General features: G+C 67.1%; 17 protein-coding genes and 2 tRNA genes. 7 read left to right on the forward strand and 12 right to left on the reverse strand.

The genetic code is table 11. From position 1 onward, the window contains the following. The first annotated feature begins 41 nt into the window (after positions 1-41). From DAT37_RS39795 to DAT37_RS39805, 3 genes are all read left to right on the forward strand, one after another. The gene (locus DAT37_RS39795; protein ID WP_109530125.1) at positions 42-1,037 is read left to right on the forward strand and encodes a helix-turn-helix transcriptional regulator; all 996 of its coding nucleotides are present in this window, start codon (positions 42-44) and stop codon (positions 1,035-1,037) included. 296 nt (positions 1,038-1,333) lie between these two features. Further along, positions 1,334-1,409: transfer RNA gene (locus DAT37_RS39800), tRNA-Glu, on the forward strand. Positions 1,410-1,414: 5 nt separating this feature from the next. Next, positions 1,415-1,486 (forward strand) — tRNA-Lys (locus DAT37_RS39805). Between the two features lie 464 nt (positions 1,487-1,950). Here DAT37_RS39805 and DAT37_RS44610 read toward each other — a convergent pair. Next, the gene (locus DAT37_RS44610) at positions 1,951-2,199 is read right to left on the reverse strand and encodes a hypothetical protein (protein ID WP_157978938.1); all 249 of its coding nucleotides are present in this window, start codon (positions 2,197-2,199) and stop codon (positions 1,951-1,953) included. Positions 2,200-2,205: 6 nt separating this feature from the next. After that, complete coding sequence (locus DAT37_RS39815; RefSeq protein WP_109530127.1) at positions 2,206-2,400, reverse strand: hypothetical protein; 195 nt, start codon at positions 2,398-2,400, stop codon at positions 2,206-2,208. 333 nt (positions 2,401-2,733) lie between these two features. Between DAT37_RS39815 and DAT37_RS39820 the strand changes: the two genes are divergently transcribed. After that, complete coding sequence (locus tag DAT37_RS39820) at positions 2,734-3,939, forward strand: helix-turn-helix domain-containing protein (protein WP_157978939.1); 1,206 nt, start codon at positions 2,734-2,736, stop codon at positions 3,937-3,939. A gap of 2 nt (positions 3,940-3,941) precedes the next feature. Here the strand turns inward: DAT37_RS39820 and DAT37_RS39825 are convergent, their stop codons facing one another. The 3 genes from DAT37_RS39825 to DAT37_RS39835 all read right to left on the reverse strand — a co-directional run bounded on the left by DAT37_RS39825 (position 3,942) and on the right by DAT37_RS39835 (position 9,060). Continuing rightward, positions 3,942-4,334: a YunG family protein gene (locus DAT37_RS39825; RefSeq protein ID WP_157978940.1), complete on the reverse strand. Its 393-nt coding sequence runs from the start codon at positions 4,332-4,334 to the stop codon at positions 3,942-3,944. Between the two features lie 72 nt (positions 4,335-4,406). Then, positions 4,407-5,660 carry a threonine--tRNA ligase gene (gene thrS, locus DAT37_RS39830; protein WP_109530130.1) on the reverse strand — a complete coding sequence of 418 codons (1,254 nt, stop codon included), beginning with the start codon at positions 5,658-5,660 and terminating at the stop codon, positions 4,407-4,409. 157 nt (positions 5,661-5,817) lie between these two features. After that, the gene (locus tag DAT37_RS39835; RefSeq protein ID WP_109530131.1) at positions 5,818-9,060 is read right to left on the reverse strand and encodes an acetyl-CoA carboxylase family protein; all 3,243 of its coding nucleotides are present in this window, start codon (positions 9,058-9,060) and stop codon (positions 5,818-5,820) included. A gap of 49 nt (positions 9,061-9,109) precedes the next feature. Between DAT37_RS39835 and DAT37_RS39840 the strand changes: the two genes are divergently transcribed. From DAT37_RS39840 to DAT37_RS39850, 3 genes are all read left to right on the forward strand, one after another. Continuing rightward, positions 9,110-9,724: a TetR/AcrR family transcriptional regulator gene (locus DAT37_RS39840; protein WP_157978941.1), complete on the forward strand. Its 615-nt coding sequence runs from the start codon at positions 9,110-9,112 to the stop codon at positions 9,722-9,724. A 245-nt stretch (positions 9,725-9,969) separates the two neighbouring features. Further along, on the forward strand, positions 9,970-11,112 hold the full coding sequence (locus tag DAT37_RS39845; RefSeq protein WP_109530355.1) for an LLM class flavin-dependent oxidoreductase: 1,143 nt from the start codon (positions 9,970-9,972) through the stop codon (positions 11,110-11,112). Positions 11,113-11,254: 142 nt separating this feature from the next. Then, entirely contained in the window at positions 11,255-11,662 is a 408-nt protein-coding gene (locus DAT37_RS39850) for a YybH family protein (protein ID WP_109530133.1), read from the forward strand. A gap of 205 nt (positions 11,663-11,867) precedes the next feature. On the opposite strand, the gene DAT37_RS39855 is transcribed toward DAT37_RS39850, so the two are convergent. The 7 genes from DAT37_RS39855 to DAT37_RS39885 form a co-directional block, all read right to left on the reverse strand. Beyond that, complete coding sequence (locus DAT37_RS39855; RefSeq protein WP_198654678.1) at positions 11,868-12,479, reverse strand: hypothetical protein; 612 nt, start codon at positions 12,477-12,479, stop codon at positions 11,868-11,870. Between the two features lie 7 nt (positions 12,480-12,486). Then, on the reverse strand, positions 12,487-12,912 hold the full coding sequence (locus DAT37_RS39860) for a pyridoxamine 5'-phosphate oxidase family protein (RefSeq protein ID WP_109530134.1): 426 nt from the start codon (positions 12,910-12,912) through the stop codon (positions 12,487-12,489). Between the two features lie 66 nt (positions 12,913-12,978). Continuing rightward, on the reverse strand, positions 12,979-14,238 hold the full coding sequence (locus tag DAT37_RS39865) for an FAD-dependent monooxygenase (RefSeq protein WP_198654679.1): 1,260 nt from the start codon (positions 14,236-14,238) through the stop codon (positions 12,979-12,981). A gap of 185 nt (positions 14,239-14,423) precedes the next feature. Further along, positions 14,424-14,861: a VOC family protein gene (locus DAT37_RS39870; RefSeq protein WP_109530135.1), complete on the reverse strand. Its 438-nt coding sequence runs from the start codon at positions 14,859-14,861 to the stop codon at positions 14,424-14,426. 184 nt (positions 14,862-15,045) lie between these two features. After that, positions 15,046-15,849 carry an LLM class flavin-dependent oxidoreductase gene (locus DAT37_RS39875; protein WP_109530136.1) on the reverse strand — a complete coding sequence of 268 codons (804 nt, stop codon included), beginning with the start codon at positions 15,847-15,849 and terminating at the stop codon, positions 15,046-15,048. Between the two features lie 91 nt (positions 15,850-15,940). Beyond that, positions 15,941-16,339: a transcriptional regulator gene (locus tag DAT37_RS39880; protein WP_109530137.1), complete on the reverse strand. Its 399-nt coding sequence runs from the start codon at positions 16,337-16,339 to the stop codon at positions 15,941-15,943. Next, a complete protein-coding gene (locus DAT37_RS39885; RefSeq protein WP_109530138.1) occupies positions 16,336-16,800 on the reverse strand; it encodes a hypothetical protein in 465 nt (154 codons plus the stop codon). The genes DAT37_RS39880 and DAT37_RS39885 overlap by 4 nt, the downstream gene beginning before the upstream one ends. Between the last annotated feature and the right edge of the window lie 144 nt (positions 16,801-16,944).

Here is a 16,944-nt window from a genome sequence, read left to right on the forward strand (position 1 = left end):
GGAGGACAGAATCGGTCCGCTATCTCTGGCAGTGTGTCGTTATGGATATCGCGGGCGGTGACGAGCGGGGCACCACCGAGCGAGTGCTCACCCTGCTCGGCCTTTTGCAGCAGCGGCGGGTGTGGTCGGGCCCGGAACTCGCCGACCGGCTCGGGGTCACCTCGCGCACGGTCCGGCGCGACGTCGAACGGCTGCGCACGCTCGGCTACCAGGTGCGCGCGGGTCAAGGCGTGGGCGGCGGCTACCAGCTCGGTCCCGGGCAGGATCTGCCGCCGTTGCTGTTCGACGACGAGGAAGCGATCGCCACCGCGGTCTCCTTGCTCGCGGGTGCGGGCGGCGCGGTCGCGGGCGCCGACGACGCCGCGCTGCGGGCCCTGACCAAACTCGACCGGGTGCTGCCCACCCGACTGCGCCACGAGGTGCGCGCCCTGTCCGGCGCGGTGGAATCCTTCGGTGGCGGCCGCACACCGGTCGATCCGGAAACGCTCATGACATTGGCCAGGGCCTGCCGCGACGAAGTCGAAGCCGGTTTCGACTACCCCTCCGGCGACGTGCGTCGACGACGCCGAGTCGAGCCCTACCGCCTGGTCGCCTCCGACCGACGCTGGTATCTACTCGCCTACGACCTCGATCGCGACGACTGGCGCAGCTTCCGCGTCGACCGCATCACCGAGGTGGCCGCGCGGACCTGGCGCTTCCACCCTCGCCCAGCCCCCGACGCGGCCACCTACGTCCAGGAAGGCGTGGCCAGCCGCGTCTACCCGCACCGGGCACGCTTCCTGGTGCACGCACCCGCCGAAACCGTTCGGGCGCAGATCCCGGCATCGGCCGCGGTCGTACAACAACGTGACAACGGGCACTGCGAGGTACTCAGCGGCGGGGCGGAACTCGACTTCGTCCTCGTCCACGTCCTGCTGCTCGGCCACAGCTTCGAAGTACTCGACCCGCCCGAACTGGTGACGCGCTGTCACATACTGGCGCAACGACTCCTGACGGCAGGCAAGACGATGTCTCCGCCACCTGCCGAGGATTCATAGCCCGCCGCAACGGCTATCGAGGTGCCCGGCACGCGCCCGCCGATCAGTGAGTACGCCTCGAAATAAATAGGTTTCGAATCGCAGCACGCCGATGCTACCGTCGAATTCACGAGATCGAGGAAGGAGCACACGATGACCGAATTCGCGAAACGCGAACCACACGAGATCGAGACCGTCACGAAAATCGTGTGCGCGAAACCGTTCCCGCCCCGATACTCGCGGCGCTCCCCGGCCTGACATCCAGCCGGGGCCTCGGTTCCGCTACCCGCAAACCTCGGCCACCACGCCGTGGATTCGGCGCAGTCGCTCTGATGGCATGGGCAGCCTGACTTTCATTCAGGACTTACGTCGGTTCGATTCCGATCTGCGTCACGACACTCCTATAGCTCAATCGGTAGAGCAGCCGACTTTTAATCGGCGGGTCGTGGGTTCGATTCCTACTGGGAGCACAATGATTACCTCTCTTCAACCGCATCGCGGACTCAGATTTGTTGATTCCTGTTCCCGCTGTGCCCTTCTTCGCCAGCACCCGGCGGCGACCGTATAACGTCGACCGCAATTCTTTCGGTGTGAGATCCTGCATCGGGAAGCAGCGGCTGGCTCTCGGTGCCCACATTCACCCCGGCGGCAGCAGCTTCACCGCCACCTGCAAATGCACCCAACAGTCATCCGGCCGATGCCTCCGATGGCTCTGGCGTAGCTGTCGCGCCCGGACGACCGTCAGCTCCATCAAGTACGCGTCGCACAGCACCTCCGCAAGGGGTCCGTCCGCGTGTACGTAGGCGCGCTCGATCGGCTTTCGATCACGCTCGGGCATCAAAACTGGCACCTTCTTTCGGGTTTCACCATCGCTTCCTCGCATTTGCCGAGGGCGCGGAACTGGACAGGTCTCTGAGGTGTGAGCGCGCTCCGGTCAGTCCCACAACCCCGCACAGGGCAGGGGTGGTAGATCCGGGTGAACGTCGTCATCCACAGTTACGGTGAATTCCGGGAAGCCCTGTGCCAGTTCGTCGGCCACGTTCTGGGCTTGTTCGGCGCCAGCAGTGAAATCCAAGCTCAGGGCGCCGGATTCGATGTGGATGTGCCGGATACGACGTGGCAGATGTAATGGTGCGATGTGGTGTCCGGCTTCGATCGGTCGGCGATTCGGGATGGCGGTCACAACCGATCACCGCGGCTTCGTATCATTCGGCACCACGCGTCCGGTATCGACGAGTGTGTCGAGGGCGGCAGCTTTGCGTGGGCAGCGGTTTGCCCGGCAGGCGACGTGAAACTGCATGACCGTGTGCGCCTGCTCGATCGTGAACGGTACCGCTGGTGGTTGGTGGGCTTCTTGGCCGGTCATGGCGATGAGTTGATGCATAGCAAGGGAATGCGTGCTGACCACTGGATCGGGAACCTCCGAGTTCGACGGGTGGAAACGGTCGGTGGTACCCGGCACCGGGGGCTTTCGCCACCGGTCTGCCACTCTGGCGGCCGGTGCGCCGAGCGGGGGCCAAGCGTCTGCCCGGTACCGGGTACCGCTCTCGACTTTGGCCGGGAAACCCGGGTATTCCGCCCCGAAATACCTACCTCCGTCGGTGTTATACAGAAATCGGTATATGGTGCGGTCGAGGCGAAACCGGTTGGGGTTCGGCGGTTCACCTCGACAACCCATGAACGCTCAGTCATACAGCGGGGGTATCGACGAATGCCTATGACAACCGGCGGAACCATCCGCCGAATTCGGAAGTCCATCGGGATGACTCAGGCCGAGTTCGGTGCGCTGCTCCACTTCACCCAACCGGCCGTCTCGCAACTGGAGCGTGACGGTCCGGCGAGCTACGATCTGCGCGTGTTGCGCCGCGTGGCAAGGGCACTCCAGGTGCCACTCGCTCTGCTGGTGGCGGAGTCGGACCAGGAGGCGGACATGCGGCGTCGCCGGTTCCTCACAACGAGCGCGGTCGGCGTCGGTGCGGCTGTAGCCGGACGCGACCTCGAGGATGTTCATGCGCCTGTCGCTTCCGGTGTCAGGGTCGGCGCTGCGGACGTCGAGCGAATTACGAAGAGCATCGACAGAATTCACGAACTGCAACTGATGGCCGGCGGTGATCGGCTGTGCGAGATCGCCACCAACGAAGTGCGCTATGTGGAGCAGCTTCTCGACAGTGGCAGCTACAGCGACAAGATCGGCAAAGAGTTGACCGGTGCCGGTGCCGAGATGATGACGGCGGCGGGCTGGGTGCACTACGACGCAGGCCGTTGGAAAGATGCCAAGCGCTACTACGCCGATGCCGCTCAGGCCGCCACCGTGAGCGGCGACGGGATCGCCGCCGCCCACACGTGGATCAACGCCTGCCTTCTGTCGTACCGCGAGGGCTCACGGCCGAAGGAAGGTGTGCACCTCGCCCAAGCTGCCCAACTCGCTGCCAGAAGAGAGGGCGGCCCGAAATTGCGGGCATTGGCGGCGATTCGCGAGGCCGAGGCACTGAGTGTGATCGGGGATCGATCGGCGATGGTCGGGGCGGTGAACCGGGCACATCGGGCGTACGAATCGACCAGGGGTGATGATCCCGCCTACCTTGCTCACCTGCCGGAGGCGCAACTGAGCGGGCTGACCGGCCTGGTCTTCATGCGGTCGGGCGACCATGGTGAAGCTGCCACCTATCTGCGATCCGCGATCGACGGTACCGCGGCATACCCACGCGAGCAGATTGCCTGGCAGATCCGACTGGCTCAGACCTACGTTCAGGCGGGGGCGATCGCCGAGGGTTGCGGAGTACTCATCGAGAACTTCCAGGGCGTCAGCAAGGTGGCCTCGACGCGACTGCAAACAACACTGACCGAGATTGCGGAGCAGTTGCGTCGGCACACGGCAGTCGCAGAAGTACGTGAGTTCTTCGGATTGCGGACTGCTCGGTGAGCCTATCTGTCGAGGCGTTCGGCAACCCTTTCCTGCAACAGTTCGTAGCGCTGCTTGGTGCGCTCGTAGGAGAGGCAGTAGTCACGAGTTGACGGGAAGCCCTCGGCCTTCGGTTCCGGTTCGGAGAAGCGGGTGTGTTCCGGGAACTGCTCGACGGTGAGATCGACGATCTCACCGTCGATGACGTTGAAGTAGTGGGAAACAGTTTCTCCGGTCGGCAACGTGGCGGTGCAATTGAAGATGTCCCCACCCAGATGATCGTGAACCACGCAGGCGGTGACAGCACACTGTCCCTTGGCACTGTTGCTGTTCGTCCAGTCCGAAACAGCGCTCGTGTCAGCCGACCAGGCGGAGCGGATTGCCTGGTGGAGGGCTTCGAGGGGGATGGTGCCCATGGGAACTACGGTAACAACGCAGGGCACCGACCGGGCAATGAAGATAGCGGGGCCGAGGACCACCGGCGAGGATCAATCGATCCACAAACGAGTGTCGTGCGCCTCGATCAGGGCCCGGATTCGGGCTATGACGTCGTCGGACGATCGGGCCGGCAAGCGACGGCCGTCGCGCAACCGCACCGCCGCTTCCCCACTGACGGCTTCGGCCTCGCCGACGATCAACTGATAGGGAACCAGCCGGTTGTCGCGCACTCGAGCCCCGAGACTTCCTGCCTCGCTGTGGTCCACGCGTGCGCGCAGGCCCGCACCCTGGCAGCGTCCGAGGAGTTGATCGGCGTCGGGTTGCTGTGCACCGGAGACCGGTAGCACCACTACCTGGACCGGGGCCAGCCAGGCGGGGAAGGCTCCGCCGTGGTGTTCGACGAGGTGTGCGACCGCGCGCTCGACGCTACCGATGATGCTGCGGTGCACCATGATCGGACGATGTTCGGCTCCGTCGGGTCCGATGTAGTGCAGGTCGAACCGCTCCGGTTGATGGAAGTCGACCTGCACGGTGGACAGGGTCGATTCGCGGCCGGCGTGGTCGGTGACCTGGATGTCGATCTTCGGTCCGTAGAACGCGGCTTCGCCCTCGACGGCGTCGTACGGAGTGCCGGACCGGTCGAGTACCTGCCGCAGAATCTCGGTCGCCCGCTGCCACATGTCCGGTGCCGCCACGTATTTCTTGCCCGCCCCCGGCAGGGAAAGCCGGTACCGCGCACCGGTGATCCCCATGGCGCGGTACGCGGAGCCGATCAGTGCCAGCGCGGCGGCAACTTCGTCGGCGACCTGGTCGAGGGTGCAGAAGATGTGGGCGTCGTTGAGTTGGATGGCTCGCACCCGGGTCAAACCGCCCAGGACACCGGATAGTTCCGAGCGGTACATCGCGCCGATTTCGGCTATGCGCAGGGGTAGTTCGCGGTAGCTGTGGGAGCGGGACCGGTACATCACCGCGTGGTGCGGGCAGAGGCTGGGACGCAGCACCATCTGCTCACCACCGATGTCCATCGGCGGGTACATATCGTCGGTGTAATGTGCCCAGTGGCCGGAGATTTCGTACAGTTCTCGTTTGCCGAGCACCGGTGAGTAGACGTGCTGGTAGCCCGCCGCTCGCTCCGCGGTCCGGATGTATTCCTCGAGACTGTGGCGCACGATCGCGCCATCGGGCAGCCAATAGGGCAATCCGGACCCGATCAGTGGGTCGGTGTCGAACAGGCCGAGTTCCCGGCCCAGTTTTCGGTGGTCGTACACGTGGGTCTCCTCGTTGTCGAGGGCAGATGACCGCACGCGAAAGCCCCGGGCATCCGCCCGGGGCTTGGATCAGGAAAGAGTCAGCGCGCCGGGACGTCGTCCGGCGTCGTGGTGAAGCAAGCGCGCTGCATGTCGGGCACGTTACTCCGCGACACGACCGGAGCGATACTCGATTTATCGACCGGTGCCGATCTCAGCGCAGGGTGGACAGCCAGCGTCGGGTATCGGCGGGGTCGATGACGTCGTCCAATTCCAAGACGGTGGCGGCGGTGAGTGCCTTGCCGTGGTCGTAGGCGGCGCGTACGAGATTGTCGAATGCCTCCTGGCGTTGGTCGGTGTCCGCTATCGCGGCGAGTTCCTTGGCGAAGCCGAGGCGGACCGCGCCCTCGAGGCCCATTCCGCCGATTTCGCCGGTGGGCCAGGCGATCACGAAACGCGGTGCGCGGAACGATCCGGCCGCCATGGCTTGTGCGCCGAGTCCGTAACCCTTGCGCAGGATGACGGTGCCCCACGGCACCGACAGGGCGGCGGCGTCGATGAACAGGCGACTGAACTTGGTGACGGTCGCGTGGGTCTCGGCTTCCGGACCGACCATGAAACCCGGCGTGTCACACAAGGAGACGATCGGCAGACCGTGGGCATCGCACAGTCGCAGGAACATGCTGAGTTTGTCCGCCGCCGGTGCGTCGATGGCTCCGCCGAGGTGGTGGCAGTTGTTGGCGACGAGTCCGAACGGCCTGCCCTCGACCCGCACCAGCGCGGTCACCACGCCGATCCCCCAGTCCCGGCGCAGTTCGAGAACCGAACCGATATCGGCGACCGAGGCGATCGCCTCGCGAATATCGAAGGCCCGCAGGCGGTTCTCCGGAACCACATGGCGTGCGAGGCGGGGATCGGGCGCGTCCCACGTCTCGCTGGTCCCCTGGAAATATGTGAGGTATCGGCGGGCGATATCGACGGCTTCGGCTTCGTCGGCGGCCACGATATGCACCACGCCGTTGCGTCGCTGCACCTCGATCGGGCCGATGTCCTCCGGTCGGTAGACGCCGAGCCCGCCGCCCTCGATCATCGCCGGACCGCCCATGCCGATATTGGCGTCGGGGGTGGCGATGACGACATCGCACATGCCGAGCAACGCGGCATTCCCGGCGAAACATCGCCCGGACACGATGCCGATCAGGGGCACCCGCCCGGACAGCGTGCCCATTGCCCGGAATGTCGTGACATCCAATCCGGAGATACCCGCGTAGTCGGTGTCGCCCGGCCTGCCGCCGCCGCCCTCGGTGAAGAACACGACCGGAAGTCGACGCTCGTGCGCCATTTCCAGCATGCGGTCGGTCTTGACGTGATTGCGCATGCCCTGGGTGCCCGCGAGGACCGAATAGTCGTAGGACAGCACCACCGCGCGTGCGGCGTCGGCGCCGAATCGGTCGGCGTTGATCGTGGCGAGGCCGATGATCAGGCCGTCGGCGGGCGTGTTGGCGATCAGGTCCTCGCGGCTGCGTCGGGCCCGCTGCGCGGCGACGGCGAGTCCGCCGTATTCGACGAAACTGTCGTCGTCGACGAGGTCGGCGATGTTCTCCCGTGCCGTGCGCCGCCCGAGACGATGTCGTTTGGCGACCGCTTCGGGCCTGGCCTCGTCGAGGGTGTAGCGGTGCCGTTCGTGCACTTCGGCGAGATCGGACCGGATCGCGTCCAGGTCGGTCGCCACCGCGATGTCGTCGTCGCCGGTGTGGTCGGCCTGCTCCCACACCAGCAGCGGTGTGCGCGGATCGACGGTGTCGCCGGCAGCGACGAGGTGGCGCAGCACCCGCAGCGGTTCGTCGGCGCGCAGCACATGCTGCATCTTCATCGCCTCCATGACCGCGATCTCCGCACCGGCGGCGACGACCGTTCCCGGTTCGGCGAGCGCGACCACGGTCCCGCCCATCGGTGAGCGCAGTGCCTGCTCGTCCTCGTCCAGCGTGGCCTGCACCGACGCGGGGGCGAGCTCGTCGGGATCGGAGATCTCGAACTCGTCGCCGAATTCGGTGGCCCTGGTCAGCAGGTCGTGCAACCGCGACTCGAACCACGAAGTGGTGACCGCCTCGTCGGAACGACCGGCGAGCTCCGACAGTTCGGCGACGACGGCGCGCAACAGGGTGAGATTGGTGTCCACGCCCCCGATGACGGTTTCGGCCAGCGCGTCGGCGCAACGGCGCAACGCGGCGGGATAGGTCGCGCCGCGGACGACGATCTTGGCCAACAGCGAATCGAAATGCGTGCCCTGCCGCATCCCGGGATACGCGGCGGTGTCGACCCGCACGCCCGCGCCGGTCGGGGTGGTGAATCGGCCGATGACGCCGCTTCCTGGCAGCACTTCCCCACCGGCGGTGAGGATTTCGGCGTTCACCCGGGCCTGCACGGCGTAGCGTGTCGGGGCGATGTCAGCCGGGGGCGAGGTCTCCGCGCCGAGGTCTTCGTAGGGGACACGCACCCCGAGTTCTGCCACGCCACGCCCCTGCGCGAGCCCGAGTTGGATGGCGACCAGATCGAGTCCGGTGACCTCCTCGGTGACGGTGTGCTCGACCTGTAGTCGCGGGTTGACCTCGAGGAACCAGGCCTTGTCGCCGGTGACCAGGAATTCCACGGTGATCACGCCGCGACAGCGCACCGATTCCGCGATCTCGACCGCGTCGTGGTGCAACTGGGTGCGCAGCGCCTCGCCCAGGCCGGGTGCGGGCGCGATCTCGAGAAATTTCTGCTGACGGCGCTGCACACTGCAATCGCGATCGCCCACCGCCACCGCGTTCTTGCCGTCGGCGACGATCTGCACCTCGATATGACGGGCGGCGGGCACCAGCGCCTCGGCGTAGACGGTGTCGTCACCGAATCCGGCCAGCGCCTCGGCACGGCACCGCTCGTAGGCGGCCTCGAGCCGGGCCGGATCGCGGACGACGCGCATCCCGCGCCCCCCGCCACCGGCGGCCGCCTTGACCATGACGCCCTCCGGGTAGCGTTGTAGCAGCGCGGTGATCTCGGGGAGTCCGCCGCCCGCTGCCGTCGCGGGTAGCACCGGGGCGCCCGCCAGTTTGGCGGCGGCCCGCGCGGCGACCTTGTCACCGAATATCCGCAGCACATCGGGGGTCGGTCCGACGAAGGTGAGATCGGCGGCCGTGCATGCCGCCGCGAGATCTGCGCTCTCGCTGAGGAATCCGTATCCTGGGTGGACCAGGGCGCCCTGGCCCGCTTTACGCGCGGCCCCGACCACCGCCTGTACGTCGAGGTACGCGGCGGCGCCCCGGCCTGGTAGCAGCACGGTGTCATCGGCGAGCCGTAGGTGCGCGGCGTCGGATTCGTCCTCTGTGTAGACCGCGAGGGTCTCGTACCCGTACTCGCGGGCGGCTCGAAGCACCCGGACCGCGATCTCACCTCGGTTCACCACAGCGACGCGCATACCAGCAAGTCTCGTTGACATTGACGTCAACGTCAACCACCATGGGGGCGTGACCCACTCCACCTGGGCGGTCAGAGGGGCGCGCGAACGTTCGCACACCGAGCGGCATCGCGCACTGCTCGACGCCGCCGCGCGCGTCTTCGCCGCACGCGGATACGCGCACACCACCGTCGCCGCCATCACCGCCGAGGCGGGTGTCGCCCGCGCGACCATGTACGTCTATTTCGCCTCGAAGGAAGAGATCTTCCACGCGCTGGCGATCCGGGTCCGCGACGGCTTCCTCGCCGCGCAGGAACCCGATCTCGAATCCGACGATCCGCGAGTCATGTTGCGCGCCACCATCGACACCTTCGCCGCCGCCGTCGAGGCCGCCGGACCGCTGCTGCGCCTGATCGACGAGCGCGGCGCGGTGGACCCGATGCTCGCGCCGCTGGCCGAGGAGATCGCCGAACGCCCGATCCGGCGGTTCACCCGCTACCTGGAGCGCCAATTCGACGCGGGCACGGTGACCCCGGTCGTGCCGCCGCGGGTGATCGCCGAGACCATCGGTTACACCCTCACCCGGGGCACGCTCGATCGCGGGAACGCCTCCGCGGCGGCCCGCTCCGAATATCGCGAACAGATCGGGACCGTGGCCGAGTCGCTGCTCGGTCTGCGGTCCTGATCTCGCAGCTCAGTCCCGTTGCCGCCATCGCTGAGCGTCCCGGACCGGGACGCTCCCGCCACACCGGGCGCTCCCGTCACGGCATTCCGATCACGCTGGTTCGAACCCGTGACAACCTCCGACCTCACCCCCACCATGGACAATTGCGGTCCATCCGGAAGCGACCCGCGATACCGCCGCCGCGGTGCCGCGTGCCGCCGATCGCAACGACCCTGTCCTCCGGCTTCGCGAAGGGAGTGGCTTCGATGCTGTCGTTCCACTGGTTCCTGCCCACCTACGGCGATTCCCGCGGTCTGATCGCGGGCGGGCACGGCACCTTCATGTCCGGTGACCGGCCCGCGTCGCTGCGCTACCTCAACCAGATCGGCGCCGCCGCCGAGGACAACGGTTTCGAGGCGGTGTTGACCCCGACCGGCGCGTGGTGCGAGGACGCCTGGCTCACCACCGCCATGATGGTCGACTCCACCGAGACGTTGAAATTCCTGGTGGCCTTCCGGCCCGGCCTGGTCAGCCCCACCCTGGCCGCGCAGATGTCGGCGACCTTCCAGCGGCATTCGCGCGGCAGACTGCTGCTGAACGTGGTCACCGGGGGCGAGCCGCACGAACAGCAGGCATACGGCGATTTCCTCGACAAGGGACAGCGCTACGCCCGCACCGGCGAATTCCTCCGGGTGGTGCGCGAACTCTGGCAATCCCACGAGCCGATCAGTTTCGAGGGTGAACACATCCGGGTCGTCGACGCGCTGCTGAGCAACCGTCCCGATCCGCTGCCGCCGGTCTTCTTCGGTGGTTCCTCGGCGGCCGCGCTGCCGGTCGCGGCGCGGTACGCCGACACCTATCTCACCTGGGGCGAGCCGCTGGCCGCCGTCGGCGGCAAACTGGAGGCCGTGCGCCATCAGGCGGACCTGGAAGGTCGGGTCCTGGACTACGGACTGCGCGTCCACGTCATCAGTCGCGACACCTCCGAACAGGCGTGGGCCGAGGCGGACCGCCTGCTGGCCGGTATCGATCCCGCCGATATCGAACGCGTCCAAGCAGGTCTGGCACGCAGCGAATCCGAAGGTCAGCGCCGGATGCTCGACCTGCACGGCGGCAGGACCGACAGCCTGGAGATCGCCCCGAACCTGTGGGCGGGTGTCGGGCTGGTCCGCGGCGGCGCGGGCACCGCCCTCGTCGGCTCCCACGGGGAGGTCGCCGAGCGGCTCATCGAATACTCCGAGGTCGGCATCAGCCATTTCATTCTGTCCGGTTATCCGCATCTCGAGGAGGCGTACTGGTTCGGGGAAGGCGTGCTGCCGATCCTCGAGCGCAAGGGTTTGTGGCGCCATCCGAACGGGCGTGCCACCGTCGCGGCGTCGACCCCGTTCGCCGCTTCCGCCACCAGCTGATCGACCCGTCTACCCCTGCCGTATTCCGAACATGTTTCGTCACGCGTGATTCATTGCGCCGCCGTGCGGTTTTCGGCACGCTTTGCGGAAGGCGTCGGCGCGCGCATCCTCAGCGGCCGGGCGGAAGGGACGACGAATCGATATGTCCGATGACGAGAAGCAGATCCGAATCCTGATCGAGCGATGGGCGGCGGCGGTGCACGCGGGCGATCTCGCGGGAACCCTCGCCGACCACGCCGAAGACATCGTGATGTTCGACGTGCCGCCGCCCCAGGAGGGTGTGCGGGGTATCGATGCCTATCGCGAGTCCTGGCCCGCCTTTTTCGATTGGCAGGCGCAGGGGGCGAATTTCGAAATCGTCTCACTCGATATCGAAGTCGGCGGCGATATCGCCTTCGCATACGCGTTGCTGTTGTGCGGCACCGCGGAGGATTTCGCGCGAGACCCGGCCAAACGGCTACGCCTGACACTCGGCCTGCGCCGTCAACAGGGGCGCTGGGTGGTCTCCCACGAACATCACTCGTTCCCCCTCGAGATCGAGACGAACTGACGAACCGCGTCGAGCGCGCATCGGCACCGACTGCAACGCCTCGCGAAACGCCAGTTCACGCGGTATTTTGAGAAGTGTCCCGGAGTCGGCACACGATGCATCCGGGGTTCCACGTGAATCACCGCCGCCCACGAGCGGTGGCGGTGATTTCCGACTATCCGGTGTTCCCGCCCATGAGATGAAATGGGTTTCCACGGCCCGGATTTCACCTCGTACAGCGATGTTTCACCTCGACGGGGAAATACTCCGGATCACCCGCGTCCCGCAATTCGACCCGAGGTGATCGACGGTCGGCCGGAACATAATTCGCGTATTCGCTGTTGCGCCGAGCCAATTTCTCGCACACAACCGCGTGCAACGCGCGTCCGACCACGTACACGAAAGGAAGATCGGGCATCTCGCCGGGGTCGAATCCCCGCGCGAGGCAGAACCGCTCCAGCCGCTCGCGGGTGAGCACGCCGCCGTCGTCGGCGAGGTCCTCGAGACACGGCGGATATCCGAAAAGCACCACCTGGTCGAAATATTCGCCGAGTTCGGGGACGACGCGCAGGATCTCGGCTTTGTTGTTCCCGGGCGCGATCGTGGTCAGCGGCGATTGCGCGCCCAGCACCTGCAAGCAGTTCGCGATGTAGAGACCTCCCACCCAGGTTCCCAGCGGGAAGCACACCGCGGCCAGGGTTCGGCGCTCGGCGGCGGCGGCGATACTCGCCGCGGCGATGCCGTGCTCGTCCAGGAAGTCCCGGTAGGCGGGCACGGTGGCGGCGGTCTGCCGGAACAATGCCAGCAGACGGGGGTGCGGATCGGATGCCGTGCGCACACGTCTTTCAGCCGACCGCCACCGCGCAGAATCGCGAGGGCGTGATGGTGACAAGTACCCGATCGGCCGTTTCCTCGCAACGCCCGTCACCACCCGACGCCCTGGCGTACTTCTCCCGAATCCGAGAGGTCCACGAACCACCGATATCGTCGGTCAGCCGCGCTTGCCCGGTCACCCGGATCTCACGCGAGACATGCCCGCCCCCGTTGCGCGCTCCGGCCTCCCGATGAACGACGAAGCCCACGCGCGGGTCGGATCGCATACGACGCAGATGTGGACGATCGGCGACATCGGTCAACCGGAAGCAGTCGCCGTCCCACACGAAGCGAACGGGTGTCACATGGGGGTATCCGGACTCGTCGATGGTCGCCAAGTGCGCCGATACCTCATCGGCCAAGAGTTCCGCGATCTCCGCCGGGCGTAGTGGACGCATACAAACCCCCGTATGATTCGAACATACATTCGAATCATACCTCGCGTCCCGCGCCCGACTCGCCGCCTAGGACTCGACTGACGAGCTGGTCAGCGATTCGGCCCCGGAGTCCGGCACCCCCGCGTAGTCGGGCAACTCGATGCCGTTGATCGCTCGGTCGATCAGGTCCAGGTCCCATTCGATGTCGGGCTGCGTATTCGGCTCGACCTCCGGCGCGGGAACGGTGAGGCTGTGAGCGTGCAACCGGCCGATCTCCTGGTTGGCCTCGACGAACGGGCGCATCCGCGCCTCGTAGGCGGCGAATCCCACCTCCGGGTCCCATCCGGCGGCCGCCAGTTCTCCGGCCAGCAGGTAGGCGCCGACCAGGGCGAGGCCGGTGCCCTGCCCGGACATCGGCGACGAACTGAACGCCGCGTCCCCCAGCAGTCCCACCCGTCCGCTCGACCAGCGATCCATCACCACCTGCGCGACCTGGTCGAGGTAGAAGTCCGGCGTGTCGTCGAGGTGCGCGAGGATGCGCGGGGTCGACCACCCCATCCCGGCCATCCGCTCGCGCAGCAGGCGCTTCTGGGCCGCGACGTCGCGGTAGTCGACGTCGAAGTCCTCCGAGGCGAAGGAGAACATCGCCATCGCCCGGTTGGCGTCACCGATGGGCCGCAGCCCGGCCGAGCGACCGGACTCCTGGTAGTCGAGCAGCCAACGGTCCATCCCGAACTCGTTGGGGACACTGTAGAAAGCCAGCACGAGCCCGAGATGGCGGATGAACCGCTCGCGCGGGCCGAAGACCATCGCGCGCAGCGCCGAGTGCAGCCCGTCCGCGCCGATCACCAGGTCGAAGCGCCGCCGGTCACCACCGGCGAAGACCACGTCCACCCCGTCCGCGTCCTGGGTGAGCTCGGCGATCCGGTCGCCGAAGATGTATTCGACACCGTCGCGGGTGTCGTCGTAGAGCACCCGGGACAGGTCTCCGCGCAGGATCTCGATGTCGGAGATGTACCCGTCGCCGCCGTCGTCTTCCGCGCGGAAAGTCTCGAGCACGTTCCCGTCCACGTCCACGGTGTGTGCGCCGGCTGTGTCGGTACAGGCCGCGCGTACCGCTGCGTCCAGCCCCATCTGCCGGATGACCTCCTTGGTCACCCCGCGCGCGTCCACCGCCTGCCCACCGGGACGCAACTCGGTGGCCCGCTCCACCACGGTCACCTCGGCCCCGCGCCGGTGCAGCCAGTGAGCCAGCGCGGGGCCGGCGATGCTCGCACCCGCCACCAACACCCTGGGTGCGCTACCTGCTCGGATCGTTTGCTCGTGCGCGGGGTCGTCGACGCTCATCGTTGCCTCCATCTGTTTCCTCCCGCGCTGGAGCGGTCCCGGCGCGGGTGCACCGCTGTCGGTGTATCCAGCGGTATCGACGGCGTGTCCGCGCCGAATTCATCGGTGCGGTTCGAGATCGTCTCCGCGCGCGTGCGCACACCTGGAGCTCGGCGTGAGCGCATTCCGCCCGGGAGGAGTGTCGTTCAGCGGAGTTCCTCGACCAGTCCGATCAGGATGCCGTCGGGGCCGCGGAGGTAGCAGTACCGGTAGATGTCCTCGTATCGGGCGACCGTGCCCACGAGTTCGGCGCCGTGGGCACGGAGGCGGCCGAGGACGTCCTCGACGTCGTCGACGACGAAGGTCAGGCGGAGGACGCCCGGGGTGTTCACCGGCGCGTTCGGCGCGGCGTCGGTGGTGACCGGCGAGTGGAAGGTCGAGAGCTCGACCCGGGTATGACCGTCCGGAGTCCGCACGACGACGATATCGGCTCGGACCCCGTCCAATCCGAGGAGGTCGTCGGCCCACGGTCCCCCGACTGTCGCTTCACCCTCCGGTTCCATACCCAGTTCGAGGAAGAACGCGACAGCGGCCGCGAGATCCTCGACCACGATGCCGACATGATCCATCCGGCGGATCGTCATGGAATTTCTCCTTCGGTTCGTTGCGGCCGATTCCGGCCGGATTCGGTTCGGGCGCGCTGACGTTCGGTGTGTCGTCGAGCCCGTCGTGCTCTTCGTACCCCTGGGACGGAGCCGGTCGAGAGTTCTCGACATCCGCCGTACAACGAATTCCGGATCTTTTCGAACCCGGTCCCGCACGGCGGAACTAGCGTCCGGCGAGCTCGGCGACGACCGGAGCGAACGTCTCGGCGAAGTCCGCGCCGAAGACGAAGTAGGAGAAGCCGATCTCCTCGCGTCGCCGCTGGATCTCTTCGATGGCGGCCGCCGGGTCGTCCGGCAGCACGGTCAGTGCGTCCGCCGCGCGAAGCGCGGCGGGGTCGGTGTCGGGAGGCGCCATATGCGGCGCGACGGCGTCACCGATGACCGGCACGGCCAGCGCGAGCTCGACGTTCCCGACGGTACGGAAATCACGTGCCAGCCGCTCGACTTCGGCTCGGGGCTGATCCCCCAGCGCGAAGGTGACCGTGTCCGCGACTTCGGCCGCCAGCGCGCGGGCCTTCGGACCGAGCACGGCCATCGCCACCGGCGTGCGAAGGTGGGGGCCGTCGAGGTCGCGCAGCGCCTCGACGGTCTCGCGCACCTGTGTCAGCCGCTCGCCGGGCGGAACGACGGGCAGTTTCTTGTCCCGGAGTTCGTCCTCGATTCCCGGTCTGCCGGTGCCGATGCCCATTTCGAAGCGGCCGTCGGTGAGTAGCGACAGCGAGTGCGCTTCCCACGCCGTCATCCAGGCCGGGCGCAGCGGAGAGGCATACACCCAGGTGCCCACGCGCAGGTCGGTCGAAGCGGCGACGGTGGCCAGCATGGGACCGGGCGCCGGTTGCGTCAGCGGGAAGTCGGGCACCAGCAGCGTCGAGTAGCCGCTGTCGGCGATGCGGCGCGTGCGATCGCGCCACGTCACCACGTCTGTCATGAGCGGGGCGACGACCCCGAACCGAAACGGTCTCGTCATGTCTGCTCTCCTGTCGTTCGGTCATCCAGAGGCATCGACGGCGGACCCGCCCGAAAGTCATCGGTGCCGATGTTCGGGGTCTCGTGTGGTCTTACGGAAGATTGCCATGTCGAGCTCCTGTTCGGTCGGGCGGATCGAGGCGATCGTCGGCAGATCCCGCGCCGCGGGGTGACGACGGTGACGTGGCCGGGTCCGTGGGGGTCGCGGCGGCGACGATTTCCTGTAGGGCGGCGATATGGCCGGTGAAGGCGTCTCGCCCGCGCTCGGTCAGGCGGGCGCGGACCTTGTGGCGGTTGCCGTCCAGGCGACGTTCGGTGGTGATGTAGTCGGCGTTCTCCAGGGTCGCGAGTTGCTTGGACAGGGCCGAATCCGACAGTCCCAGGCGGTCTTTGAGGAAGGCGAACTCCGCCCAGTCGGCGGCTGCCAGCGTCGCGACCAGCGAGAGCCGGGTGCTGGGATGGATGAGTTCGTCGAAGCGGGCCCGCGTCACGCGCGCAACCAACGTCGTAGGACGCGAAGGATTTCCGGGCCACCGAAACCGACGATCGCCGCGACGAGCACTCCCGCCCAGATTCCGGGGTTGCGGTCGCCATCCGCATCCAGGGCCATCCCCACACCGATGGTGACGGCGACGAGCGCGAGCAGCATGCCCACCACCACGATCGGGGTGCGACGTCCGGCCACGGCCGCGCTGACCCGCACCTGATCGGTGCGGCGACGCCCGTCGAGCAGCCGTGAGGCGACGAAAGCGTGCCCGGCGCCGAAGATCACCGTCGCGGCGATGATCAGCCACAGCGGCCCGATATCCCCGATCAGGCCGAGCACGACCCAGCCCGCGGCCATCGCCCACCAGTATCCGCGCGGCAGCCCGACCTCCTCGGCCACTCGGCGGCGCGCGTGCTCGACAGCATCCAGCGCGGCGCGTGCCTGATCCGGAGCGACATTTTCCATGGTGAACTCACTTTCCTACTTGGAAAGTAAGAGTCCACTTTCCGAGCCGGAAAGTCAATGGGCCGCATCTGCCGGACGCCGCCATCGAGGGAAGTCCCGGCCTCGATGGCGGCGTCGGACCGAGGATTCCTATCGCGTACTGCC

The sequence above is a fragment of the Nocardia aurea genome, from assembly GCF_003123685.1.
Classification (GTDB): domain Bacteria; phylum Actinomycetota; class Actinomycetes; order Mycobacteriales; family Mycobacteriaceae; genus Nocardia; species Nocardia aurea.